This is a genomic window from Actinomadura geliboluensis (assembly GCF_043197915.1).
Classification (GTDB): Bacteria; Actinomycetota; Actinomycetes; order Streptosporangiales; family Streptosporangiaceae; genus Spirillospora; species Spirillospora geliboluensis.
Genome location: NZ_JBICUA010000019.1, coordinates 14,155 through 36,662 on the forward strand (window position 1 = coordinate 14,155; position 22,508 = coordinate 36,662).

17 protein-coding genes are annotated in these 22,508 nt (G+C 69.6%); 4 read left to right on the forward strand and 13 right to left on the reverse strand.

What is annotated here, in order from left to right; genetic code table 11:
• The first annotated feature begins 30 nt into the window (after positions 1 to 30).
• The 3 genes from ACGFI1_RS41130 to ACGFI1_RS41140 all read left to right on the forward strand — a co-directional run bounded on the left by ACGFI1_RS41130 (position 31) and on the right by ACGFI1_RS41140 (position 5,614).
• Entirely contained in the window at positions 31 to 2,496 is a 2,466-nt protein-coding gene (locus ACGFI1_RS41130; RefSeq protein ID WP_392793074.1) for an AAA family ATPase, read from the forward strand.
• Complete coding sequence (locus ACGFI1_RS41135) at positions 2,496 to 3,758, forward strand: McrC family protein (protein ID WP_392793075.1); 1,263 nt, start codon at positions 2,496 to 2,498, stop codon at positions 3,756 to 3,758. Before ACGFI1_RS41130 ends, ACGFI1_RS41135 begins: the two co-directional genes overlap by 1 nt.
• 338 nt (positions 3,759 to 4,096) lie before the next feature.
• Positions 4,097 to 5,614 carry an alpha-L-arabinofuranosidase B gene (locus ACGFI1_RS41140; protein ID WP_392793077.1) on the forward strand — a complete coding sequence of 506 codons (1,518 nt, stop codon included), beginning with the start codon at positions 4,097 to 4,099 and terminating at the stop codon, positions 5,612 to 5,614.
• A 46-nt stretch (positions 5,615 to 5,660) separates the two neighbouring features.
• Here ACGFI1_RS41140 and ACGFI1_RS41145 read toward each other — a convergent pair whose 3' ends face one another.
• From ACGFI1_RS41145 to ACGFI1_RS41200, 12 genes are all read right to left on the reverse strand, one after another.
• A complete protein-coding gene (locus tag ACGFI1_RS41145) occupies positions 5,661 to 6,629 on the reverse strand; it encodes a suppressor of fused domain protein (RefSeq protein ID WP_392793079.1) in 969 nt (322 codons plus the stop codon).
• A 58-nt stretch (positions 6,630 to 6,687) separates the two neighbouring features.
• Entirely contained in the window at positions 6,688 to 6,957 is a 270-nt protein-coding gene (locus ACGFI1_RS41150) for a hypothetical protein (RefSeq protein WP_392733296.1), read from the reverse strand.
• Positions 6,954 to 8,165 carry a hypothetical protein gene (locus ACGFI1_RS41155; protein ID WP_392793081.1) on the reverse strand — a complete coding sequence of 404 codons (1,212 nt, stop codon included), beginning with the start codon at positions 8,163 to 8,165 and terminating at the stop codon, positions 6,954 to 6,956. Before ACGFI1_RS41155 ends, ACGFI1_RS41150 begins: the two co-directional genes overlap by 4 nt.
• 82 nt (positions 8,166 to 8,247) lie before the next feature.
• Positions 8,248 to 9,300, reverse strand: coding sequence for an SRPBCC family protein (locus ACGFI1_RS41160; protein WP_392793082.1), 1,053 nt, complete (start codon positions 9,298 to 9,300; stop codon positions 8,248 to 8,250).
• Positions 9,301 to 9,544: 244 nt separating this feature from the next.
• Entirely contained in the window at positions 9,545 to 10,786 is a 1,242-nt protein-coding gene (locus ACGFI1_RS41165; RefSeq protein ID WP_392793083.1) for an IS256 family transposase, read from the reverse strand.
• 148 nt (positions 10,787 to 10,934) lie between these two features.
• A complete protein-coding gene (locus tag ACGFI1_RS41170) occupies positions 10,935 to 11,234 on the reverse strand; it encodes a hypothetical protein (RefSeq protein WP_392793085.1) in 300 nt (99 codons plus the stop codon).
• Positions 11,235 to 11,272: 38 nt separating this feature from the next.
• Complete coding sequence (locus tag ACGFI1_RS41175; protein ID WP_392793086.1) at positions 11,273 to 11,524, reverse strand: hypothetical protein; 252 nt, start codon at positions 11,522 to 11,524, stop codon at positions 11,273 to 11,275.
• A 37-nt stretch (positions 11,525 to 11,561) separates the two neighbouring features.
• Positions 11,562 to 11,789 (reverse strand): hypothetical protein, encoded by a 228-nt coding sequence (locus tag ACGFI1_RS41180; RefSeq protein WP_392793088.1) that lies wholly within the window; start codon positions 11,787 to 11,789, stop codon positions 11,562 to 11,564.
• A gap of 37 nt (positions 11,790 to 11,826) precedes the next feature.
• Complete coding sequence (locus ACGFI1_RS41185) at positions 11,827 to 12,702, reverse strand: hypothetical protein (protein WP_392793089.1); 876 nt, start codon at positions 12,700 to 12,702, stop codon at positions 11,827 to 11,829.
• 256 nt (positions 12,703 to 12,958) lie between these two features.
• Positions 12,959 to 14,251: a HEAT repeat domain-containing protein gene (locus ACGFI1_RS41190; protein ID WP_392793090.1), complete on the reverse strand. Its 1,293-nt coding sequence runs from the start codon at positions 14,249 to 14,251 to the stop codon at positions 12,959 to 12,961.
• A 16-nt stretch (positions 14,252 to 14,267) separates the two neighbouring features.
• Complete coding sequence (locus tag ACGFI1_RS41195) at positions 14,268 to 16,775, reverse strand: multicopper oxidase domain-containing protein (protein ID WP_392793092.1); 2,508 nt, start codon at positions 16,773 to 16,775, stop codon at positions 14,268 to 14,270.
• The gene (locus tag ACGFI1_RS41200; RefSeq protein ID WP_392793093.1) at positions 16,772 to 17,962 is read right to left on the reverse strand and encodes a hypothetical protein; all 1,191 of its coding nucleotides are present in this window, start codon (positions 17,960 to 17,962) and stop codon (positions 16,772 to 16,774) included. The genes ACGFI1_RS41195 and ACGFI1_RS41200 overlap by 4 nt, the downstream gene beginning before the upstream one ends.
• Positions 17,963 to 18,021: 59 nt before the next feature.
• Here ACGFI1_RS41200 and ACGFI1_RS41205 point away from each other — a divergent pair, with 59 nt between their 5' ends.
• A complete protein-coding gene (locus ACGFI1_RS41205; protein WP_138640416.1) occupies positions 18,022 to 18,798 on the forward strand; it encodes a DUF2249 domain-containing protein in 777 nt (258 codons plus the stop codon).
• A 100-nt stretch (positions 18,799 to 18,898) separates the two neighbouring features.
• On the opposite strand, the gene metH is transcribed toward ACGFI1_RS41205, so the two are convergent.
• Entirely contained in the window at positions 18,899 to 22,504 is a 3,606-nt protein-coding gene (gene metH, locus ACGFI1_RS41210) for a methionine synthase (protein WP_392793094.1), read from the reverse strand.
• Positions 22,505 to 22,508 lie beyond the last annotated feature (4 nt).

The window sequence follows — 22,508 nt, forward strand, 5'->3', positions numbered from 1 at the left end:
GCCCCGGCCTGGAACCGCTACCAATGGAGTATGGGTACCGGGCTGAGCGTCACCATCAACGAAACCCCTGACGGGCGTCGCATCGTCCACTACGACGGGCAGTCCTACGAGCTGACGCCGTCTTCCGGCGAGGTGATCTGCCCGGCGAGCGACGGGACGGCGCTCCACCACAGCCGGACCTGCACGCATATGGTCGGATACGAGGACGGGTGGAGAATCCATCCCGATCCGGACGGTGACCTTTGGCGGCACCTTCTGGAAGCGGCGTCGGCGGATGACGCGCGAGGGCGGCATGCGTTCGCAGAGGGTGCGGGGCTTCGGAACGGGGCGGGCCGTCCGGTGTCCAAGGTGTGCCAGACGTGCACGTTGGTTCCGCTCACGAGCTTCAGCGGCATCACCACGGCAGCGAAGCCGCTGTCCAAGGCCATCGCCGAGTTCGACCGTTCCGCCTGCGCGCCCCTCACCGCCGAGGCGGACGCGGAGATCGCGCAGGTGGTTCGCGACTTCCCGCTGGGCGCCTGGGCGACCATGCCCCTCGAGCGCTACGCCCTCGGGACGGACGTCTACCAGGACTCCTTCTGCCATCGCATGGAGTTCGGAACAGACGCGCTGTGCAGTATGAGAGGAGGAAGCGCCGGTAAGCACATCATCTTCCGGCGCAAGAAGGAGGGCGTATGGAGATATCCCTCCGAGTACGACGATGAGCAGAACGCATGGGAGGCCGTGCGCGCCGGCTTCGTCGAGGCTTTCGACACCATCCAGGCCGGGCGCATCAGCGATATCGACACCATCGCATCAATCCGGCCCGGGCCGGCGCTGACGGCCAAGGCGATCTCCTGCTATTTCCCCGGCGCACTCATCCCGGTCACGAGTCGGAACCATGTACGCGCGTTCATCTTCCAACTGTCCGGAGAGCGCGCCCAGCTGGACGCGTTCGCCGCGCACGAGCGGCTCAAGCAGGTCATCGATGACGACGGGCGGTTCGGCGGATGGCACCCGTACGAGATCGGAAGGTTCTTGTACGAGTGGGCCGACCCGCGTCCGGCTACCACGACGATCCTCAAAGTCGCACCCGGCGAGAACGCGAAGTTCTGGGACGAGTGCTTGGCGGGCGGATACATCTGCATCGGCTGGGAAGACGTCGGGGATCTCAGCGAATACGGCTCGGAGGAAGAATTCCGTGCCGCGTTCGAGGAGGCCTACACCACCGAATACAAGGGCAACAAGAGCAAGATCTCGGCGAAGGCGAATGAGGTTTGGCGGTTCTACCGGCTGGAGCCGGGCGATCTGGTCGTGGCCAACAAGGGCATCAAGGAGGTGCTCGCGGTCGGCACGGTGACCGAGGAGGGCTACCAGTGGCGTGAAGAGCGTACGTCCTTCCAGCACACCGTCGCCGTGAACTGGGACACCGGTTACGCGCAGAATCTCGCGAAACCGCAGAAGTCGTGGGGCACCGTCACCGTCGCAAAAGTCTCGGCCGAGCTGTGGAAATCGCTCCAGCCGTCCGGGACGGCCAGGCGTCCCCAGAGCAGCATCGTCCCCGCGGATCCGCTGTTCACCGAGATCGCCGGGCTTCTCGGCCGCAAAGGGCAGGTCGTCCTCTACGGACCGCCGGGAACCGGGAAGACGTACACGAGCCTGCGGTTCGCGCTCTGGTGGCTGGCGACCCAGATGCCGCACACGGCGGTGGACTCGCTCGCCGAGTACGGAACGGCCGGATTCCGGCGCGCCCTCGAGACCTTTCACGCAGCCGGGCATCTGACACAGGTGACGTTCCATCCCGCGTACGGGTACGAGGACTTCATCGAAGGGTTCCGGCCGGCGGAGGGCGACGGCGGCGGGCTGCGGCTGGTGCTGCGGGACGGGGTCTTCAAGCGGGTGTGCGAAGCTGCCGCGGCGAACCCCGAACGGCCGTACCTGCTGCTGATCGACGAGATCAACCGGGGCGACATCCCGAAGATCCTCGGAGAGCTGATCACGCTGCTGGAGCCCGACAAGCGGGGCATGCACGTCACGCTGCCGTCCGGAAGGCGCTTCGCCGTGCCGTCCAACGTCTACGTGCTGGGGACGATGAACACGGCGGACCGCAGCATCCGGCTGCTGGACTCCGCGCTGCGGCGGCGTTTCGCGTTCCACGAGCTGCTGCCCGACACCGACGTCCTCGATGGGCAGAAGGTCGGGGAGGTGGACCTGGGCCTGCTGCTGCGGGAGCTCAACCGCCGCGTCGTCAAGGAGTTGGGGCGGGAGCGGCAGATCGGGCACTCGTTCTTCATGCCGGGCGGAGAGCCGGTCGACAGCGAGGCCGACCTGGCCGCCATCGTCCGGACCGAGGTGCTGCCCCTGCTCCAGGAGTACGCCTACGACGACTATTCGATGCTGTCCCGCTTCCTCGGCCAGGAGATCGTGGACGTGCAGGCGCACACCGTCGCAGGGCTGAGTGATGAACGGCTCGTCGAGGCGCTGTCCTCGGAACTCCAGGCGAACGCGAGCGAGTAGTGGAGGCGGTCGTCGTCGAATACGGGAGCCGGCGGGTGCCGGGCCTGGAGCCCAGCGCGGCGGACCTGGCCATCGCCGAGTCGGAGGAGCTGGCCAAGCGGATCACCCTCCGGTGGCTCCGGGACGGCACTCTGGAGATCGTCGCCGGATCCCATGTGGGAGTGGTGGAACTCGACTGCGTGTCCGTCCACGTCCGGCCGAAACTCGCCGGATCCGAACTCGGCGTGCTGGAGATGCTCGACTACGCGGCCGGGCTGGACTCCCTGCGCGAGTTGCCGCTGCTTCGGCGGCTGGGCACCGGATTGAATCTGCGCGACCTCGTATGTCTGCTGCTGACTCGGGAAAGCGAGCGGCTGCTCCGGCACGGCCTGCGGCGCGATTACCTGCGGCGGGAGGACGCGCTGCCGGTCGTCCGCGGGCGCCTGCTTGTGGAACGGCAGGTCACGCGGCGATTCGGGATGCTCGACCGGCTGGAGTGCCGGTACGACGAGCGCAGCGCCGACATCCCGGACAACCGGCTTTGCGCTGCGGCGCTCCAGCTCGCGGCCCGTACGGCGGAGAACGCGGATGTGCGCACCGCGGCGCGGCGGCTCGCGGCCGATTACTCCAGCGTGTGCGCGGTCGGCGCCTTCGATGTGCGCGCGGCCGTCGAGCGCCTCACCTACCACCGGGCCAACGAGCACTACCGCAACGCGCATCGGTGGGCCCGGATGCTGCTGGAGGGCTCGTCCTTCACCGATCGGCACGCCGTGGACGGCAGGACGACCCACGCCTTCATGATCGACATGAACACGCTGTTCGAGAAGTTCGCGACCAGGCTGCTGCGGGACGCCTTCGACGGATCCGATGTCGTCGTGCGGGCGCAGGAGCCCTTGACCGGGGCGGTCCGGGGCGAGGGCGGCGGGGCGTACACCGAGATTCGGCCGGACGTTCAACTCGTTCACGGGCATGGGCGGCGCGCCCGGCGCTGTTCCGTCGACGCCAAGTACAAGCTCTACGCGGGCAAAAGCGTCGCGGCGCCGGATCTTTACCAGAGCTTCGTGTACGCACAGGCGGCCAGCGGCTCGAAGGCAGTTCCGGTCGCCTTCATCATGTACGCCAGTGATCGGTCCGTGCCGGTCAGGACGGTCACTCTCCATCGCGGAGACGGGAACGCGGCCGCGCGGGTGACCTACGTGGCGGTCAACATTCCCGAGGTGCTCAGTTCCGTCGACGCCCGGAGAGTGCTGCTCGCCGAACTGCGGCTTCTGATGACCCCCTAGTTCCATGCCGGAACGACATGCGCGTCCGTTGTGCGGGTTCGCTATGGAGGGTTGACAGCGTCCGCTGGTTGGTATGTGCTCTCAGCACCGCCCTCAACAACGACCTGATCAGGGAGGGATGCCGCGATAGCGAAATGTTAGCGATAACATAGGTGGTTATCCCCAGCAGGCGCACCACGTGTGACCCCTGTGGATATCCGGCTAGCTCCCTGCTTCCACATGTGAGCGCTAACTACCTTGCCCGGAAACACCGTGAAACGCCGCTGCGCGTCCAGCAGCAGAAATGGAGGGTATGCACGATGACTCGGTTACGGCTTGCGCACTGGAAAAGGAGACTGATGGTCGCGGCGGCGGCCGCCGCGGTCGGGTTCGCCGGGCTGGTCGGGATGCCCGGACAGTCCCTGGCCGCCGGGACGCTGCCGTGCGACATCTACGCGTCAGCCGGGACGCCCTGCGTCGCCGCGCACAGCACCACCCGGGCGCTGTTCGGCTCCTACGGCGGCCGCCTCTACCAGGTGCGCCGCGCCTCCGACAACGGCACCCGCGACATCGGCGTGGTCGGCGCCGGCGGGTACGCCGACGCCGCCGCGCAGGACGCGTTCTGCGGCGGCACCGCCTGCGTCATCACGGTCATCTACGACCAGACGTCCCGCCACAACGACCTGACCCCGGCCCCGCCCGGCGGTGTCGGCGGCCAGGACGCGCCGGTCCCCGCGGACGCGCTGCCGATCACCGCCGGCGGCCGCACCGTCTACGGCGCCTCGTTCTCCGGGCACATGGGATACCGCGACAACTCCACGTCCGGCATCGCCACCGGGAGCCAGCCCGAGGGCATGTACATGGTCACCACCGGGACGCATTACAACAGCAGTTGCTGCTTCGACTACGGCAACGCCGAGACCAACAACCTGGACAACGGCAACGGCCACATGGACGCCATCTACTTCGGCACCCTGTGCTGGTTCTCGCCCTGCCACGGCTCTGGCCCGTGGGTGATGGCCGACCTGGAGAACGGCCTGTTCCAGTCGAACGCCGGCGGCAGCCAGAACACCGGTTACACGGGCAACCGCAACCCGTTCGTCACGGCGATGCTGAAGAACAACGGCACGAACTACTTCGCCATCAAGGACGGCAACGCGCAATCGGGCGGGCTGTCCACGCGCTATTCCGGGGCCTTGCCCACCTCGCCCTCCGGCTATTCGCCGATGCACAAGGAAGGCGCGATCATCCTCGGCATCGGCGGCGACAACAGCAACACCGCCATCGGCTCCTTCTACGAGGGCGTGATGACCTCGGGCCTGCCGTCCGACGCGGCGGAGAACGCCGTCCAGGCGAACATCGTCTCGGTCGGCTACGGCGCGCCGAGTCCGGTCGCGGCGGGCACGCTCAACCCCGGCTCGACCATTTCACTGCGCGCGACGACGGCCTGCTGCACCACGCGCTACATCCGCCACCAGAACGACGGCGTCGTCACATCGGGGATCTCGTCGGGCAGTTCGTCCCTCGACAAGAACGACGGGAGCTGGATCGTCCGCCGGGGCCTGGCGAACAACTCCTGCGTTTCGTTCGAGTCGCGCAACTACCCCGGTGACTTCCTGCGGCACTTCAACTACCAGCTCTACCGGCAGCCGATGGACGGCTCGGCCATCTTCCGCGCCGACGCCACATTCTGCCCGCAGGCCGGGAAGAGCGGCAGCGGAACGTCCTTCGCCTCCTACAACTACCCGGACCGTTTCCTCCGCCACTACAACGACACCCTTTACATCGCCAGCAACGGCGGCTCTCACGCCTTCGACGCGTCCGCGAACTGGGCCGCCGATGTCACCTGGGCCGTCACCGCCCCCTGGGCCCCCTGAAAAAGGCGCGAGCCGCCCCCCGGCCTGGAGGGGCGGCTCGCCCGCGTCAGGGGACGATGGTCACGGTCAGGGCGTCGACCCGGTAGGTGCCCGGCTGGGGGCGGACGGTCTCGGCGATGGCGTGGCAGACGGCGTCCGGGAGGGTGATCTCCAGGGCATGGTCGGCGTCGTTGTGCGTCACGGACTGGCCCGGGAGCAGCGCGACGGGGCGGCCAGGGCCGCGCAGGATCAGCGGGTTGCCGTGCGGGACGCGCGCCGGCAAGACCCGCGTGAACTGCGGGACATGCCTCGCGCCGATCTCCAGCGTCACGCCGTTGGACGTGTCGGCGCCGAGCTGGTGGAAGAACAGGTAGCCGGTGCCCGACCCCTCACGACGGGACCCCTCCCGGACGGTGTCGGCGACCCCGGGGACGTCCGCGAGGGACGTGCGGCCCAGGTCCGTCACCAGCAGCGGGAGGTGCGGCGCCATCGCGTCCATCAGGCCCGCGACGTGCCAGGACTGGGCGGCGTGCAACTCGTCGGTCGTGATGCCGACGAACTGGAGGAAGGCGACCTCGCCCAGGGGCGTCCCGGCGCGGCCGAGTTCGGGGTCGAGGACGAACGCGCCCGCGCGGACCGCCGAACCGGGCCGCTCCGGGTCGAGCGGGTCCGGGAACTCGATGTAGTGGCCCGGCTCGAAGTCGTTGCCGCTGTTCGACACGTACGACGCCAGCTTCTCCAGGTGCGCCATCGCCCAGTTCGGCGCGGCCGTCTCACCCGGGAGGCGCGGCACGCGCAGCGTGAACTCGTAGCCGCGCTCCTCGAACGGCGCGGTCAGCGCGTAGCCGATGAGGTGCCAGTGCGGCACCGGCTCCGTGCGCGGGTAGACGGCGATCGTGTTGGTGACGAACTGCCCCATCGGCATCGGCCCCATCGGCCGGTAGGGCATCGGCGCGTCCCACTCCAGGCGCTCGGCGTCCCCGTACCGCGCGTTGAGCACCCCATCGATCGCGTTCCATCCGTCGACGTTCAGCATCCTGCTCCCTCTGGACGATCACATGTCCAGGTACAGACGCGGGAGAGCTGATCTTGGTTCAGCCGTCGACGTCCGAGTCCGGGGGCTGCAGCTTGGCCGCGATCGCGTAGTCGATCTGCACGTCGCGGTAGGTGACGTGCGCCTCCACCTCGTCCGGGATATTCGTGCGGGAACTGCCGGACGACGACTCGGCGGAGGCGTCACCGGAGAACTCCACCGAACTCTCCGGGACGACCTCGAAGCGCAGTTCATCGGCCTTGATGCTGGCCGTGAAAAGGATGTCGGCCGTCCGCCGGACCTCGGCGTCCGGACGCTCGTCGCCGCTCATGAACGCCCCGCCCCGCCGGAGACCAGCCGGAGCAGCGCCCGTCCCAGATCGCGCACGGACTCTTCGGCCTCGTGGAGCGCCTCCTCCATGGATCCCGACCCGCCGGGCTCACCACCGCCATCGCCCTCATCGGACCCGCTCTCCGGCGGGTCGTCGCCCTTGGCGTCCTCGGTTCCCTTGGCCTCTTCGGCTTCCTTGCGGTCCTCGGTTCCCTTGGCCTCTTCGCTTTCCTTGCGGTCCTCGGTTCCCTTGACCTCTTCCGTTTCCTTGGCGTCCTCAGTTTCCTTGCGGTCGTCGCCGGACTCCTCGGTCTTCTCCGTGGATGCCGTGGGACGTTCCGTTTCGGACGAGGTATCCGCCTCGCCCGCGGCGCCTGCGGCCTTGCCCGCCTCACCCGCGACGCCCGCAGCGCCCGCCTTGCCCGCCTCGCCTGCAGCGCCCGCAACGCCCGACGCGGCCGATTCCGCAGCCTGTCCAGTGCCTTTGCCGACACCTTCGACCGCGCCGCCCGCACCCTTACCGACATCCTGGACCGCACCACCCGCGCCCTCACCAACGCCTTGCACGGCACCGCCCGCGCCCTCACCGACGCCTTGCACGGCACCACCAGCACCCTCGCCAACGTCCCGCACTGCGCCGCCCGCGCCTTCACCGACCTCCCGCACGGCGCCACCCGCGCCCTTGCCGACGTCCTCGACAGCACCGCCCGCACCCTTACCAACGTCCCGGACGGCACCACCGGCGCCCTTACCAACGTCCTCGACAGCACCGCCCGCACCCTTGCCGACATCCCGGACGGCACCACCGGCGCCCTTGCCCACCTCGCCGACGGCGGCGCCGGTCCCGGAGCCGATGTCGCGCGCCGCCGCCTCCACGCCGCGTCCGACATGCTGGAGAAGCTCCGGGTTGCGGTCGAGGGTGGTCAGGACCCGGTCGACGATGACGGCCACATTGTCCAGCCGGACGTCGAGCCGCGCCTGCGCCTGGACTCCCTTGATCTCCAGCTTGACCCTGCCGAGGAACACGTCCGCGCCGACGTTCAGCTTGAGCAGGTCGAGAACCTGGGCGACGAGCGAGACGTGCGCCTCCAGGTTCTCGACCTCAAGGGAGATCTCCTCGACTTCGACTTGGGGGACGTTGAGGTAGACGTCGGGCCCCTCGCTCTGCTTCCGCTCGAGCTTCTGCCTGCCAGACGCGTCGCTGTCCATCGCTCCCCCAGAGCCTCGGCCGGTCTCTGCCTCCGTGTCACGACCCGCTACCCGACGCCTACCAGCGAAAACGTCGGGGCTCTCAGGCACTGCTCCCGGCCTTCTCCTTGTCGCGGGCTTCCTTCTCGGCCTCCTGGCCCTCTTGCTCCTCCTGCTCCTCCTGGCCTTCCTGCTTCTCCTGGCCCTCTGGCTCCTTCTGGTCCTTCTCCTCCTCCTGGTCCTTCTGCTGCTCCTGGCCTTCCTGGCCTTCCTGGCCTTCCTGGCCTTCCTGCTTCTCCTGTTCCTCCTTGAGGGCGTCCTCATGGGTCTTGACGACCTCGCCGTCGCGAATCTCGCCGCGCCAGCCCTCGACTTCCTCCTGCTTGAGGAGGGCCTGGGTCATCATGTGGCGCTTGATGTGCTTGAAGTCCAGGCGGAGCCGGCGCCCCTGGGCCCGCCACAGGTTCGCGGTCTTCTCCACGAAGCCGTCCGGGTGGTACTCGGCGACCAGCAGGATCCGCGTCATGGTCGGGGCCAGCTCATGGAACGTCACGGCGCCGTCGACGTAACCCTTGGACCCCTTGGACTTCCAGATGATCCGCTCGTCCGGCACCTGCTCGATGATGTTCGACTCCCAGCTGCGATGCGACAGGAAGATCTGCGCCCGCCAGTTGATCTTCTCGTCCGACTCCTGCTCGACGCTTTCGACCTTCCGCGTGATGGTCGGGTAGTCGGCGAACTGCGTCCACTGGTCGTAGGCGACACGGCGCGGCAGTCCCACATCGAACTGCTCGATGATGTTGACCACCTTGGGACCGCCACCGGTCCCCTTGCCGTCCCCGCCGTCCTTGCCGCCGCCGAAGGGCAGGGCATTCTTCACCTTCTCCTTCGCGCCGGTCATGCCCGCGCTGACCCCCGCCTTGAGCGGGGACTCCCCCTCGGCGAGCTTCTTCGCGCCCGCGGCGGCCATCTTCGTGCCGGTGTCCCCACCGTCCGCGGCGTCGGTCAGCCGCTGGGTCATGTCCTGGATCTTCCCGCTGGCCCCCGTGATCGCCCGCACCATGAGCGCCTGGACGAGATCCCGGCCGGCTTCCTTGAGCTGCTCAACGGGTAGCTCCTTGCTCTGGTCTCCGCCGCCCGTGTCCGCCATGGTCATCACTTCGCTCGGTAGACGATGCCTCGTACACCCCCGCCATAGCCCCAGAAATCGCCACGAAACGACCGTCCCCCGCCCCTGACCAGCAAAAAGCAAAGATCTACCGCCCCTTGCCACCCCCACCGCCCCACCCCTTTCGCCGCAGGAGGGCGTCCAGACACCAAACGGCCCCGCCCACATGCAAAGGGTCACGTCCAGTGGAGTGGTGTATGAGTTGATCTTCGCGTGATCCTGTTTCTGCAGGTTAAGCGGTGAGTTCTCGCTGGTCGATCTCGGGGTCGGGTGTGTTGCCCTCGACTACTCGAAGGCGGGCTTTGGCCAGGAACTCCAGGCCCATGTAGCGGCGGGCCTCGGTCCACTCATCGGTCTGCTCCATCAGCACGGCGCCGACGAGGCGGACGATCGCGGCCCGGTCGGGAAAGATCCCGACCACATCAGTGCGCCGGCGAATCTCCTTGTTCAGCCGTTCCTGGGGATTGTTGGACCAGATCTGCCGCCAGAGCCGACGCGGGAAGCCGGTGAAGGCCAGCAGGTCCTCGCGGGCGGCGTCCAGGTGCCCGGCCGCCTCGGGATGCTTGGCCTCCAGCGAGGCGACGACCCGGGCGTGCTGGGCGTGGACCTCCTCGGCGGCGGGCTGGTCGAAGATGGTCCGCACCAGCGTGGCCACCCACGGCTGCGCCGACTTGGGCACCCGGGTCAGCAGGTTGCGCAGGTAGTGCGTCCGGCACCGCTGCCAGCACGCGCCGGGCAAGGTGGAGCCGATGGCCTCGACCAGGCCGGCGTGGGCGTCGGAGATCACCAACTGCACCCCCGACAGGCCGCGGGCGACCAGCCCGCGCAGGAACGCCAGCCACCCGGCGCCGTCCTCTGCCGAGGAGACCTCGACCCCCAGAATCTCGCGGTGCCCGTCGGCGTTCACGCCGGTGGCCACCAGCACATGCACGTTCACGATCCGGCCGCCCTCACGGACCTTCTGGGTCAGCGCATCGACCCACACGAACGCATACGGACCGCCCTCCAAAGGCCGGTTGCGGAACGCGGCGACCTGGGCGTCCAGCACCTTGGACATCTCGCTGACCTGGCTCTTGGAGATGCCCTTGATGCCCATCTGCTCCACCAGCTTGTCCACCCGCCGAGTGCTGACGCCCAGCAGATAGGAAGTGGCCACTACGCTGACCAGGGCCTGCTCGGCCCGGCGACGCCGCTCCAGCAGCCACTCGGGGAAGTAGGACCCCGACCGCAGCTTGGGGATCGCCAACTCCACGGTGCCGGCGCGGGTGTCCCAGTCCCGGACCCGGTAGCCATTGCGGCGGTTGACCCGCTCATCCGAGCGGGTCCCGTAGCCGGCGCCGCACACCGCGTCGGCCTCCGCGCTCATGAGCGCCTCGGCCATCGTCTTGACCATCGACCGCAACACATCGGGCTCACACGCACCGATCTGCTCGGCCAGCCAGCCCGCAGGGTCCACACTGTTGTCCACGGCCATCGCGTTCTGTTCTCCTTCGGTCTTGGTCGATTCGAAGGATCACGCGATGGCCGTCTCACGTCACGACGCCACGCCATCTGACCAGGTCAAACTCATACACCACCTCCGTGGACGCAACCATGCAAAGTGGGCGGGACCGTAGGGGACGTCAGTCGAAGAGGTCTTCGGCCTTGTCTACGAGGGCCACACGTTTGGCCCAACACTCAAGCTGATCGGTATCCATGCAGCTCGTAATGCGCTGACGCGTCTCGCCCGAGACAGTGATTCCCCGAGCCTCCAACACAATGAGAACCGCCCTCGCCGCCCCCTCAGCGCGCGCCTCAGCACGCACCTCAGCACGCGCCTCAGCAAGGCCTTCGGCGCGGCCCTCAGCAAGGCCTTCGGCGCGCCCCTCAGCACGGTGTTTCTTGGCGAAGTCGGACTTCCACTCGTAGCCCGCAAGCATCATCGTGCCCTCCCGCAATATCGGCAGGACTGAACCAACCGTCAGTCCAGCAGGTCCTCAGCCCGGTCAACAACCGCAGCCCGCTTGAGCCAGCCCTCAAGCTGGTCAGAGTCGACACAACTCATGACGCGCTTACGCACCTCATTGGGAACCGCGATCCCACGACCTTCCAGCACCAGAAGGAGCGCCTTCGCCTCCCCCTCGGCACGTCCCTCGGCACGTCCCTCGGCACGGCCCTTGGCGCGGTGAGCCTTGGCGAAGTCGGACCTCCACTCGTAGCCCACGAGCATCATCGTGCCCTCCCGCAGTATGCGTAGACCGAGCCGGACGTCAGTCCAGCAGGTCCTCGGCCCGGTCAACGACCGCAGCGCGCTTGAGCCAACGCTCGAGCTGATCGGAGTCGGTGCAGCCCATGACACGCCTGCGCACCTCGTCCGGAACCGCGATCCTGCGGCCTTCCAGCACCACGAGGAGCGCCTTCGCCTCGCCTTCGGTGCGGCCTTCGGCGCGGTGGGTCTTGGCGAAGTCGGACTTCCACTCATAGCCCGCGAGCGTCATCGTGCCCTCCCGCAGTATGGGCAGTCCGAGCCGGACGTCAGTCCAGCAGGTCCTCGGCCCGGTCGACCACGGCAGCGCGCTTGAGCCAACGCTCGAGTTGGTCAGAGTCGGTGCAGCTCATGACACGCTTACGCACCTCGTTCGGAACCGCGATCCCGCGAGCTTCCAGCACCACGAGGAGCGCCTTCGCCTCCCCCTCGGCACGTCCCTCAACGCGGCCTTCGGCGCGGTGGGTCTTGGCGAAGTCGGACTTCCACTCGTAGCCGGCGGTCTTCACGATCTCCTCCAGGAGCTTTCGGGCGGCTTCGGAGAACTGCTCAGCCAGGTAATCATCGTACAGACAACCGTGGTCGTGCTCCTTGGCTGCGACGACGGCGATGGCGGCGGCCACGCTGGTCAGGACGGCTTCGGCATGCGGGCCGTCGGCGTGGGCGGGGGCGCTGTAGACGGCCAGTTCGGGGAGTTGGCGGGCCTGGTCGGGGTCGGTGACGGGGGGCAGCATGCCGGGGTGGACGGTCAGTGGCCGGAGCACCCATTCGGGATGCCCCATGTCGATCGGCTGGGCGCAGCGCTCCGCGACCGCCGCATTGGGGCAGAAGACCAGCAGGGTCGCTCCGCACCTGTGGCGGTGCCGGAGCAGTGCCGCGTAGGCGGGCCAGCTGAAGATCTTGTCCTCGTCGAACTTGAGTTGGGACTCCACGATGATTCCGTGGCTCGGCTTCTTGGGATCGTCGAGGACGACTGTGGCGTCGCAGCGCAGCTCGGCCGGGTTCAGACCGGCGAACGACTCCGAGGACAGGGTCGCCGCATCGTAGGAGATGTCCAACCCGAAGACGGTCTGCAGGATCACCGGGGCGAGCACCGGCTTCTCACGGACCAACTCGAGTGGCATCTCGTGATCGGTTGATGGCATGACGAGCAAACTAACGGTAATCAGAGGCTCGCGGAGCGTTAAAGGCGCGCGGAAGCGGGTCATTTGACGACTTGGCCCGGGTGGACTGTTTCACCTGGTCAGACAGGGTGATGCGAGGTGTCTGCTTTGCCTGTTGGCTGGGGATAGATGGGGCCAGAAGGGCGAGTGCCGGATGTGCGCGACGCCTACGTCGGCGGTCTCGTGGAGGGGGCCGAGGCCGGAGGTGGGCCGGCCTCGGCGGGGCGGGCTGGGTTGGTCAGATTTCCAGGGCGCCCTGGGGGTGGCCGTGGGCGCGGCCGCAGGCGGTCAGGGCGAGGACGCCGTGGCCCTCGACGCGGGTGTGCGGGCCGAGTGCCTCCGGGTTCACCGACAGTTGCTCGGCGATCGTGGTGGCGTCGGCGGTCTCAAGGTCTTCGGGGAGGTCGTCGTCCCCGAACTCTTCGAGGTCCGGGAGGTGGTGGCCCTCCTCGGCGGCCAGGGAGCCGAACTGCTCCTCCGGCTCCTCGGAGTCGTAGTAGCGGACGATCTCGCCCTTCTCGGCGATGCACCAGGACGTCCATCCGTCGCCGCCGCTCACGCCGTACCAGTGGACGGTGCCGAAGTGGTCGCTCAGGCTCCGGCAGCGGGCGAGGACGATGTCGCGGAAGGCTTCGTCGTCTTCGTCCTCGTCGTCGCCCAGGCCGCTGATCAGGTGGGCGTCTTCAGAGTGGTGGCCGAAGACCAGCGTCCAGCCGTCGAAGGCCGGGGAGACGTACACGCGGGAGCAGCCGCCGTGTTCGGCGTCTGCGTGGGTGTCGTTGTTCCATGCCAACTGACCGAGCCGCATCGTCACCGGTTCGGGGTCGCTGAGGTCGAACGCCTCCAGGACGGCCTTCTGGTCGGTCGTCGGAACGGCGTACCAGGCGCCGCAGAGGTGCATGGGTTCCGGTGTCTCGTTCGCGAGCTTGATGCGAATCAGGCGCCGGATGAGGGCCTGGTCGCGGTCCTCCATGGCGGACGGTCCGGCAATGGCGGCGATGGCCTGTAGGGCGGGCACGCGGCGGCGGCCTGCGGTGCTGGAGCGACGGACATCCCTGAGCAGGGGCAGCACCTCGGGGCCGATCCCCTGGAGGGCCCAGATGATGCGCTGCCGGACGTCGGCGTCTGGGTCGTCCAAGAGGGCGATCAAGTCGGGGGCATAAGGAAGAGCAGCCTCGCCCTTCAACTGCAGCGTGTACGCGACGTCCGCGCGGACGGTCGGGCTCGGGTGCCGCAGGCCGGGGACGAGCGCCGACAGGTCGTCGAGCTTCAGGCCGCAGAGCGCCCAGCCGCAGCGGCGGGCGACCTCGGTGGTGGGGGCCGCCACTATCGCTTCGAGCAGCGGGTCCAGGGAAGGACGCCCGATGTGGCGCAGCACGGTTGCGCTGGTGCTCCACTCGACCGGTGAGTCCTCGTCGCAGAGGACGTCCAGGACGGGGCGCACGGCCGGGGCGCCGAGCTGGACCAAGGCATCGCTCGCGGACTTGTGGTCCGGTCCGGCCAGTTGCTCTATAAGGGCCTGTATCTCCACGGACAGGATGATTGCATCAGTCAGTGACTTTCAGGATTCCGTGGGCGCCGGATTCGCCGTGTCGCATGTCGTGGTCGACGAAGGGATAGTGGCCCGCTTCGGGGACGACGGTTTCGACGAAGCCGCCTTGGCCGGGGGCCAGGTCGAGGATCTGCGCGCCGCCGGGGTCGTTCTTGCGGAGCAGGTAGGCGCCTTCTTTGTAGAGGGTGTCGAACTGGGCGCCGACGATGTGGAAGGCGGTGCTGGAGGAGGGTCCGGCGTCCACCACCCAGACGCGGACTCGGTCACCGGTGCGGGCGGTGAGCGGGGCGTGGTCGTAGCCGGCGGCGGTGCCGTTGAACATCCACGCGTCCGGGCGGCCGTCGCGCATCTTGCCCACCTGCGCCTCCGAGCCGGGCGTGCCCAGGTACAGCTCGCCTTGGACCAGGACGTACTCGCGGTCGGCGCGCGGGAGGTTCGGCGGGTCGATGATGACCGCGCCGTACATGCCGTTGGCGATGTGCTGCAGCATCGGCATCGTCGAGCAGTGATACAGCCACGCCCCGGCATGCTCAGCGGTGAACCGGTACGTCAACCGCTCCCCCGGCTGGATCGTCCGCATCGGCACGTCCGGGGCCAGGCTGCCGGCATGGAAGTCGATCCCATGACCCATGGTCGTGTCGTTGACCAGAGTGATCACGAACACGTCCCCGACCCTGCCGCGCAGCGCCGGGCCGGGGACGCTGCCGCCGAACGTCCACATCGTCTGTCGGACGCCTGGCGCGACCTCCAACTCCCGGTCGGTGGCACGCAACTCCACCCGATGCTCCCTCGCCCCGGGGGCGGGCTTGAGGGAGGCGTCATAGGGTTTCCAGCCCGCCGACGGTTGGGCCGATAGGTCGAGTTGGCCCGTGCCCATCGCCTGATGGCTCATCGACGGTGCGTGCGTCTCGTGCGTGCCGGTCGTCTTGATCTGCATCGTCATGCCAGCGGCACGATGGCCCGCAACGGTGCACCAGCCGTCAACCGTCCCCTTCAACGGCGGCAGCGTCAGCGTTGCCGACTCTCCCCGGTCGAGCATCGGTGTGGCCTGACCCGACGCCAGACGCAAGTCGTGCCGCATCGCATCCTTATTGGTCACGCGCAGCACCAACCGCGTCCCCGGCGCGGCCTCGATCGTCCCCGGCCGGATCCGCATGTTCGCCAACGTCACGTCCACCACACGCGTCCCCGACGCGGCCACGGTCCCGGGAGAGGAATCGCCGCTGCCCGCCGCCACCCCCACAGCCAGGGCCGAAAGGACGATCCCGGCAGTGATGCCCGCAACAACTGGTGACGGCCGGTGCGAGCGGAGAATAGTCGCCACCGCCAGCAGGACGAACGCAGCAAGCGCGGCCAGGACGACGATCCAGCCGCCCCGGTTCGCCCATGCCGGCACCGGGAGGACGAGCAGCGGCACCGCGACGTTGATCGCCACCACCCGGACGATCCAGGAGCGCTCGATGAGCCCGGCGTTCGCCTTCAGCGCCGCCGGTCCGCCGCCCAGGACGACCGGGAGCAGGAAGGTCAGCGCCCCCAAGAGGGTCTGCCCCACGAAGCCGACCAGCACGAGCGGGAGCAGCCCCGAGAGGCTCTGCCGGGACGCGTCCGCCAGCAGTGTCACGGCGAACCACAGTGTTCCGGCGGCGAGCATCCAGGACGCGGGCGTGTGCGGGCGCCGCTGCAGGAGCGTCCGGACGAACGGGACGAGGGCCAGCGCCGCAGCACCCGCGTAGACCACGAGTCCGGCGACGACGATCCAGCGCAGTTCGGCGAGCAGGCCGCCGACCGCGATCCCCAGCCCCGGCACGGCGACGCGCAGCGACCAGCGGGCGATGCGGCCCGTGCCGTCCACCATCCGGGTGCGCAGGACGGTAGGCCACAGCGTGAACAGCGTGCCGAGCACCGCGAGCCCGACCCAGCCGAGGATGTTGACGTGGGCGTGCGCCTCGCGCATCGGCGCGTGCCACTGCGACGGGACGCGGCCGGACGCCATCAGTCCGCCCAGCGTCCCGCCCACGATCAGGGCCGCTCCGGCCCACAAGTACCAGCCGACGACGTGCGCGAAGCGTCCACCCAGGGCGCTTCGGCCGCGCAGGGCCAGCACGGTGATGTGCGCCGCGACCACGCCCACGACCGCGACCGCGCCACCGACCGCCACCCACGGGAAGCCTTCGGAGACCCCGTACAGCACCGCGACGATCCCAGCGTTCAGCGCGGCGAGCCGCGTCACCGGCCACCAGTCGGGCGGTGCCGGGACGCGGAGCAGCGCCGACGCGAAGTGCTCCGTCCACGTCACGATGGCGTTGGTCACCGCGCCCAGCAGGAACAGGTGGATGAGCAGCCAGCGCGGCGCGGGCAGCTCGTGTCGGACGAGCGCGGCGGCGACGGTCAGCGCCAGCCAGACGAGCACGACCCCGTTGGCGGCGGCGTGCCAGGCTGCGCGCGGGCGGCGCGGCGTCGGGGGCGGCGGGCCCACCTTGGGGCGGATGCCGATGGACGTCATGACCGTTCCCTTTCGACCGGCCGCGGCGCGGCCCCTCCCGCAGGCTGCGGCGCGGCCCCTCCCGCCGCCCGTGGCGCGGCGCCTCCCACCAGTCGCGACGCGGCCACCGCGCACGCGCCGAAGAGCAGCAGCGACACCTCGCCCAGCACTCCCCCAGCCGTCCGCGCCGCGGAAGAGCCCGCCAGGTCGCCACCCACGCGCAGCAGGAGCGAAGCGTGCAGCAGGACCAGCGGCGCGTACAGGACGGGGTGGTACGGCAGCCGGATCCGCAGCACGGCGGGCAGGATCACCGGCGCGTGCCCGAATACCATCGACATCACGAAGCCGAGGAACACCGCGTGCAGGGCGGCGTCGTAGGCGCCGCCGCCGGGACGTCCGGCGATGAGCCAGATGGTGCCGGCGGCGGCGAGCCAGGCGTACCCGGCGAGGAGGCAGGCGGCGGCGAAGCGGGGCAGGCCCGTCCCCCGGACGGTGCGGCGAGCGATGTCGTGGACGGCGAGCCAGCCCGCGAGGGCGGCCATGCCGAGGCCGGTGAGGCGCCAGCCCGGTTCGGCCCACCACACGGAGACGGCGGCGCCCGCGCCGATCAGTGCGGCGGTGGCGACGAGGCCGTCGGAGGCGCGGCGGCCGAGGAACGCGACGCGGGCGAGTTCGAGGCGCTCGCCCGCGATCGTGAGGACGAGGAACGCGGCGAGCCACGGGACGATGTCGCCGACGCCGCGGCCGCCGATCCACAGCAGCCCGGCGGCGTACCAGGCGACGGCGCCGGCGGTCTGGACGGCGAGGTCCCGACCGGTTCGGCGGCCGAGGACGGCGATGTAGACCGCGACGAGCCAGCCGCCGGCGGCGGTGAGGAGCACGCGTCCGGGGGCGGCGAACCCGGCGGCGGTGGTGAGGGCGCCGAGGCCGGCGAGGGCGGGCGACGCGTAGGCCCAGGGGCGGCCGAGGGCGACGGCGCGTTCGAGGGAGATCAGCGTGCCGAGGAAGCCGAGGGCCATCAGCGGGCCGTGCTGCTGCGCGAACGCGGTGCGCGGCAGCGGGACGCCGACGTCCAGCAGGGTGAGGGCGCCCCACAGCCCGGCGATGAGGGAGAGCAGCGCGCCGGCGAGCAGCGGTAGCCGGCGCGCCGCGAGGCGGGGTGCGGCCCGGGGGCTTCGGCCGTGTACCCCGGTTCCCTGATTCTCCATGGCAGCTATTATAAATACAAGCAGCGTTGTGAAAAATACGCCGGCATCGAGGAGTGCGCATGACCACATCGACCGCGAGCCCGCAGCAGGAGACGGTGCGGGCCATCCTGGACCACCACGAGCGGCTCGGCCGGACCCTGGCCGACCACGCGCTCACCATCGCCCGCGCCGTCGACCAGCTCGTCGCCCCCTACGAGCGGCGCGACACGCTCGTCGCGTTCCTGAAGGAGGAGATCGTCCCGCACGCCGAGGCCGAGGAGGCGACGCTCTACAAGGCGGCGGAGGAGGTGCCGGAGGCCCGGCTGCTGCTGCGGGCCATGCTGCGCGAGCACGCCGTCCTGCGGGACCGTGTCGCGGCGCTGGAGGCGGCCCGCACGCCCGCGGAGGCGGTCGGCGCCGCGGCGGCCGTCAACGCCCTGTTCCAGTCGCACCTGGAGAAGGAGAACGAGCTCATCCTGCCCGCGCTCGTGGACGCCGGTGTGAAGCTCGACACGCTGCTCGACGGCATGCACGAGATCCTCGGCAAGGACGAGGGGTCCCACGGCGGCGACCACCACTGCACCTGCGGCGGCCACGACGACCCGGGCACGCCGGGCGCGACCGCCGAGGTCGCCGACGGCGAGCTGGACGTGCGGACGCTCGTCCCCGCGCAGCGCCACCAGCAGATCTTCGCCGCGTTCGGCGGGCTCACCGCCGGGACGGCGTTCGTCCTCGTCAACGACCACGACCCGAAGCCGCTGTACTACCAGTTCGCCGCAGAGCACCCCGGCGAGTTCACCTGGGACTACGAGGAGTCGGGCCCCGAGGTGTGGAAGGTCCGCATCGGCCGTCCCTGACCTCGGGCGAGAGCACGCCTGACGGCCGCGGCGCGGCGGCCGTCAGGCGTTTCGCACGTTCGCGAACCCCGTCAGGACGGCAGGACGTTCGCGAAGCCCGTCAGGACGGGTCGTAGGCCAGGTTCGGTGCGAGCCAGCGCTCGACCTCGGCGACCGGGAGGCCGCAGCGGACGGCGTAGTCCTCGATCTGGTCCTTGCCGACGCGGCCGACCGTGAAGTACCGGGACTCCGGGTGCGCGAAGATCAGGCCGCTGACGCTGGCGGCGGGCGCCATCGCGAACGACTCGGTGAGCTTCATGCCGAGGCGGCCCGCGTCCAGCAGGTCGAACAGCTGCTGCTTCAGGCTGTGGTCGGGGCTCGCCGGGTAGCCGAGCGCGGGGCGGATGCCGCGGAACCGCTCGGCGTGCAGGTCGGCCAGGTCGGGCTCGGCGCCGGGCTCGAACCAGGTGCGGCGGGCCTCCAGGTGGACGTACTCGGCGAACGCCTCGGCGAGCCGGTCGGCGAGGGCCTTGACCATGATGGCCTTGTAGTCGTCGTTCTGCTCCTCGAACTTCGCGGCGAGGTCCTCGGCGCCGAGGATCGTCACGGCGAAGCCGCCGAGGTGGTCGCCGGCCGGGGCGATGTAGTCGGCGAGGCACCGGTTCGGGCGGCCCTCCGGCTTGGACGTCTGCTGCCGCAGCATCGGGAAGCGCGGCCCGCCGTCCAGGATGATGTCGTCGCCCTCGGAGTGCGCCGGCCAGAAAGCGTACGCGCCGGACGCCTCGAACGCGCCGTCCGCGATGATCTGGTCGAGCAGCTGGTTGCCCTCGTCGAACAGCTCCCGCGCGACGGGCTGGTCGAGGATCGCCGGGTACTTGCCCTTCAGCTCCCAGGCCAGGAAGAAGAACTGCCAGTCGATCATCTCGCGGATCGCGGTGAGGTCGGGCTGGACGATCCGGACGCCGGTGAAGTCGGGCGTCGGCAGGTCGGAGAAGTCGACCTTCTCCCGGTTCTCCCGGGCCCGCTCGATGGTGAGCATGGGCCGGCGCTGCTTCTTCTCGTGCTGCTCGCGCAGCCGCGCCTGCTCCTCGCGGTTCGCGGCGTCGAGCGCGGCGGCGCGGTCCTCGTCAAGGAGGTCGGAGACGACGCCGACGACGCGGGAGGCGTCCAGCACGTGCACGGTCGTCGACTCGTAGGCGGGCGCGATCTTCACGGCGGTGTGCTGGCGGGACGTGGTGGCGCCGCCGATCAGCAGCGGCAGCCGCATGCCGCGCCGCTCCATCTCGGCGGCGACGGAGACCATCTCGTCCAGCGACGGGGTGATCAGCCCGGACAGCCCGACCGCGTCGGCGTTCTCCGCGATCGCGGTGTCGAGGATCTTCGCGGCGGGGACCATCACGCCGAGGTCGACGACGTCGTAGTTGTTGCAGCCGAGCACGACGCCGACGATGTTCTTGCCGATGTCGTGGACGTCGCCCTTCACCGTCGCCAGGACGATCTTGCCCTGGCCGCGGTCCTGCTGGACGCGCCCGGCGGCGAGCGCCTCCTCCTTCTCCTTCTCCATGAAGGGCTCCAGGTAGGCGACGGAGCGCTTCATGGCGCGCGCGCTCTTCACCACCTGCGGCAGGAACATCTTCCCGGACCCGAACAGGTCGCCGACGATCTTCATGCCGTCCATCAGCGGGCCCTCGATGACATCGAGCGGACGGGCGGCCTGCTGCCGGGCCTCCTCGGTGTCCTCCTCGATGAAGTCGACGATGCCGTGCACGAGGGCGTGCGAGAGGCGCTGCGCGACCGGCGCGTCCCGCCAGGACAGGTCGACCTCGCGGACGGTGCCCTTGCCCTTGACGGTCTCGGCGAACGCCACGAGCCGGTCGGTGGCGTCGGGGCGGCGGTCGAACAGTACGTCCTCGACGAGTTCGAGCAGTTCGGCGGGGATGTCCTCGTAGACGGCGAGCTGCCCGGCGTTCACGATGCCCATGTCGAGCCCGGCGCGGACGGCGTGCAGCAGGAAGGCCGAGTGCATGGCCTCGCGGACGACCTCGTTGCCGCGGAACGAGAACGACAGGTTCGAGATGCCGCCGCTGGTGCGGGCGCCGGGGCAGCGCTCCTTGATGCGGGGCAGCGCGTCGATGAACGCCTTCGCGTAGCCGTTGTGCTCCTCGATGCCGGTCGCGACGGCGAGGACGTTCGGGTCGAAGATGATGTCCTCGGCGGGGAACCCGATCTTCTGCGTGAGCAGGTCGTAGGCGCGCGCGCAGATCTCGACCTTGCGGTCGGCGGTGTCGGCCTGGCCGGTCTCGTCGAACGCCATGACGACGACGCCCGCGCCGAAGTCGCGGATGCGGCGGGCCTGCGCGAGGAACGGCTCCTCGCCCTCCTTCAGGGAGATCGAGTTGACGACGCCCTTGCCCTGGACGGTCTTGAGCCCGGCCTCCAGCACGCTCCACCGGGAGCTGTCGACCATGATCGGGATGCGGGCCACCTCGGGCTCGGTCGCGATCAGGTTGAGGAACGTCGTCATCTCCCGCTCGCTGTCGAGCAGGTCGGCGTCCATGTTGACGTCGAGGAGGTTCGCGCCGCCGCGGACCTGCTCCAGCGCCACGTCGACCGCGGCCTGGTGGTCGCCCGCCTCGATGAGCTTGCGGAACCGCTTGGAACCGGTGACGTTCGTCCGCTCGCCGATCATGATGAAGCCGGTGTCGGCGCCGATCTCGAACGGCTCCAGGCCGCTGAACCGGCTCGCCTTCGCCGGCCTGGCCACCTCGCGCGGCGCGAGACCGCGCACCGCCTCGGCGATCTTCGCGATGTGCGCGGGGCCCGTCCCGCAGCAGCCGCCGACCAGGTTGACCAGGCCGGACTCGGCGAAGTCGCGCAGCAGGGCACCGGTCTCCTCGGGCGTCTGGTCGTAGCCGCCGAACGCGTTCGGCAGGCCCGCGTTCGGGTGGCTGGCGACGTAGGTGCCGGCGATCCGCGCCAGCTCCTCCACGTGCGGGCGCATCTCCGCGGCGCCGAGCGAGCAGTTCACCCCGACGGCGAGCGGGTCGGCGTGCTCGATCGACCGCCAGAACGCCTCGACGGTCTGCCCGGACAGCGTCCGGCCGCTCAGGTCGACGATCGTCACCGAGATCCACAGCGGCAGCTCGGGGGCGACCTCGCGGGCCGCGGCGATCGCGGCCTTCGCGTTCAGCGTGTCGAAGATCGTCTCGATCAGCAGCAGGTCGACGCCGCCCTCGGCGAGCCCGGCGATCTGCTGCGCGTAGGACTCCTTGACCTGGTCGAACGTGACGGTGCGGTAGGCCGGGTCCTCGACGCGGGGCGACAGCGACAGGGTCACGTTGAGCGGGCCGACCGACCCGGCGACGAACCGGCCGCCGAACTCGTCGGCCGCCTGCCGGGCGAGCCGGGCGCCCTGCACGTTCATCTCGTGCACCAGCGACTCCAGGCCGTAGTCGGCCTGGGCGATGCGGGTCGCGGTGAAGGTGTTCGTCGTGGTGATGTCGGCGCCGGCGCCGAGGTACTGCCGGTGGACGTCCAGGATCACGTCCGGCCTGGTCAGGTTGAGCAGGTCGGGGTCGCCGGTGACGTCCTTGGCGTGGTCGCCGCCGACGCGGTCGCCGCGGTAGTCCTCGGGCTTCAGCCCCGCGCCCTGGAGCATCGTGCCCCAGGCGCCGTCGAGCACCGCGATCCGCTCGTCCAGAAGCTCGCGCAGATTCGTGTGGGTCATAGGT

Bases quoted from the DNA above. Each gene is read 5' to 3' on its own strand.
- ACGFI1_RS41130 (WP_392793074.1), top strand. From the start codon at position 31: ATGGGTACCGGGCTGAGCGTCACCATCAACGAAACCCCTGACGGGCGT.
- ACGFI1_RS41140 (WP_392793077.1), top strand. From the start codon at position 4,097: ATGGTCGCGGCGGCGGCCGCCGCGGTCGGGTTCGCCGGGCTGGTCGGG.
- ACGFI1_RS41145 (WP_392793079.1), bottom strand. From the start codon at position 6,629: ATGCTGAACGTCGACGGATGGAACGCGATCGATGGGGTGCTCAACGCG.
- ACGFI1_RS41150 (WP_392733296.1), bottom strand. From the start codon at position 6,957: ATGAGCGGCGACGAGCGTCCGGACGCCGAGGTCCGGCGGACGGCCGAC.
- ACGFI1_RS41155 (WP_392793081.1), bottom strand. From the start codon at position 8,165: ATGGACAGCGACGCGTCTGGCAGGCAGAAGCTCGAGCGGAAGCAGAGC.
- ACGFI1_RS41160 (WP_392793082.1), bottom strand. From the start codon at position 9,300: ATGACCATGGCGGACACGGGCGGCGGAGACCAGAGCAAGGAGCTACCC.
- ACGFI1_RS41165 (WP_392793083.1), bottom strand. From the start codon at position 10,786: ATGGCCGTGGACAACAGTGTGGACCCTGCGGGCTGGCTGGCCGAGCAG.
- ACGFI1_RS41170 (WP_392793085.1), bottom strand. From the start codon at position 11,234: ATGATGCTTGCGGGCTACGAGTGGAAGTCCGACTTCGCCAAGAAACAC.
- ACGFI1_RS41175 (WP_392793086.1), bottom strand. From the start codon at position 11,524: ATGATGCTCGTGGGCTACGAGTGGAGGTCCGACTTCGCCAAGGCTCAC.
- ACGFI1_RS41180 (WP_392793088.1), bottom strand. From the start codon at position 11,789: ATGACGCTCGCGGGCTATGAGTGGAAGTCCGACTTCGCCAAGACCCAC.
- ACGFI1_RS41185 (WP_392793089.1), bottom strand. From the start codon at position 12,702: ATGCCATCAACCGATCACGAGATGCCACTCGAGTTGGTCCGTGAGAAG.
- ACGFI1_RS41195 (WP_392793092.1), bottom strand. From the start codon at position 16,775: ATGACGTCCATCGGCATCCGCCCCAAGGTGGGCCCGCCGCCCCCGACG.
- ACGFI1_RS41200 (WP_392793093.1), bottom strand. From the start codon at position 17,962: ATGGAGAATCAGGGAACCGGGGTACACGGCCGAAGCCCCCGGGCCGCA.
- ACGFI1_RS41205 (WP_138640416.1), top strand. From the start codon at position 18,022: ATGACCACATCGACCGCGAGCCCGCAGCAGGAGACGGTGCGGGCCATC.
- metH (WP_392793094.1), bottom strand. From the start codon at position 22,504: ATGACCCACACGAATCTGCGCGAGCTTCTGGACGAGCGGATCGCGGTG.